We start from the raw sequence: 1,868 nt of genomic DNA, 5'->3' as shown, positions 1-1,868 counted from the left end.
TGAAAAGTATTTCCATGCGATCACCTCCTTTCTCCATAAAATGAAAGAGAAAGGATAGCAACCAACCACCCTGAAATATTCAGTTACGTTATATTAATTATACCATATTTACGGGTGGGTTAATAGCTTAAAAACCTTGATATGACAATGTTTTTAAGGGTTTTTGAGTTTTGAAATCAGAGGTTTGAAATGGTAAAAATAATATTTTTTTTAGAAATGATTGACATATAACTCTATATATCATAATATTGAAATTGTAATATTAAAGAAACCAAATCCAACATTTTCATATAGACTTTAGATTAGCTAAAAGGACACACCTAAGGCGCATTATGCCATAGGTGTGTCCTTTTTTTGCGTTTAAAGGCTACATAAGGAGGAATACAAACATTGAAGCCATCTAAGTTTCAAAAGAAGCAGATTGTTGCGGTAGGTCTAGCCGCTGCAACAGTAGCGGGTATCTATGGATACAATCATTTCGCAGTAGAAAATGCTGTAAAACCAACAAAGATTGTTGTAGCCGCAAAGGATATACCTGCACATACAGAAATTAAAGAAGACATGCTAGTGGAACGAACTTTACCTGGTGATGCGATTCCCCCAAATGCATTACGTGTAAATAAAAAAGAGGTTGTAGGTAAGTGGACAAATGATGGGCAACCCATTACAGAAAATAGCTATCTCTTTAAAAACAAAGTAGTAAAGAAAGAGGAGTTACCGGACTCTGCTATTTTAAATTTGAAAGATGGAGAAGTTGCTTTTCCGTTACTCGTTGATTTGGAAACAAGTTCGGGGAATAGTATTATCCCAAACACGTATGTGGACTTGTATTTCAAACAAGTTGTGAAAGAAGGAGACAATGAGAAGGTTGTCTTTGGTGGTCTGTTCCAACGTGTACGTGTGACGGCTGCAAAAGATAGCAATACAGAAGATGCATTTGTGCTAGAAAAGAAAGAATCAAAAGAGGAACAAGAAGGAAAACAAAAGCCTAAAGTAACGCGATTATACACACTGGCTGTTTCCCCTGAACAACTTCAATACTTAAATCGTGCAAAAACACTTGGAGATGTCATTCCTGTTGCAGTTGGACAAAAGGTGGAGCAAACAGGGAAAGAATTAGAACCAGCTGAAGGATTCTCACAAATATCTGATCAAAAGAACATTTTAGACTATGTAGAGAAGCATTCGACTAATCCAATTTCTAAAAATGTAAAAGAGTATGTAGCACAGTATCTGAATGAATCTAAGTAAGAAAGGGGTTATTAAGATGGAGCGGCAAGCAAGAATCATTGCCTTTTATGCAACAAACGAAAATGTAGGGAAAAGCACATTAAGTATTGCGATGGCAAATGAATTAGCTCATTTAGGGAAAAAGGTGCTTTATGTTGAAGCAGACCAAGTAAGACCTAGCTTTGCGGTTGGAACTGGTCTTAGCCACGATAGTAAAAACATCTTAGAACTTGTAAGAAAAGAAAATGAATACAATCTCTCGCAATATATTTGTACCAAGCAAGATTTATTAGAGAGAAAAATGAATCCAAGGTTGATGCAAAAATTGCACGATAAGATGGATTTTCTAGTGTTTCCATCAGGTTATAACTTAGCTCAATTCCCAGAGATTCAAAACAAAGAACTGTTTGTAACGACATTTATAGAATCACTTGTAGATACAGAATACGATTCTATCATTCTATCAGTACCAACTGAATTATCTGAGGTTCTGAGTTATCCAATCCTATACCAATCAGACCTTGTAATTCATGTGTTAAACGGCAACCCTCGTGGTGCAATAGCAATTAAAAGAGAATTACAACTACTAGAAGAAGCAAAGCTAACATTGCCTCGTATGATTCATGTTTTAAATATGG

General features: G+C 35.6%; 2 protein-coding genes. Both read left to right on the top strand.

The window, feature by feature from the left end:
- The first annotated feature begins 390 nt into the window (after positions 1–390).
- The gene (cpaB, locus tag FOT98_RS29990) at positions 391–1,251 is read left to right on the top strand and encodes a Flp pilus assembly protein CpaB (RefSeq protein ID WP_000804792.1); all 861 of its coding nucleotides are present in this window, start codon (positions 391–393) and stop codon (positions 1,249–1,251) included.
- A gap of 16 nt (positions 1,252–1,267) precedes the next feature.
- The coding region (locus FOT98_RS29985; RefSeq protein WP_144291213.1) for an AAA family ATPase at positions 1,268–1,868 on the top strand (601 nt) is incomplete at its 3' end.

The organism is Bacillus sp. HY001 (assembly GCF_007558965.1).
GTDB lineage: Bacteria > Bacillota > Bacilli > Bacillales > Bacillaceae_G > Bacillus_A > Bacillus_A mobilis.
Note: the sequence above shows the minus strand (reverse complement) of the source record. Positions and strands in the feature narration are given on the sequence as shown.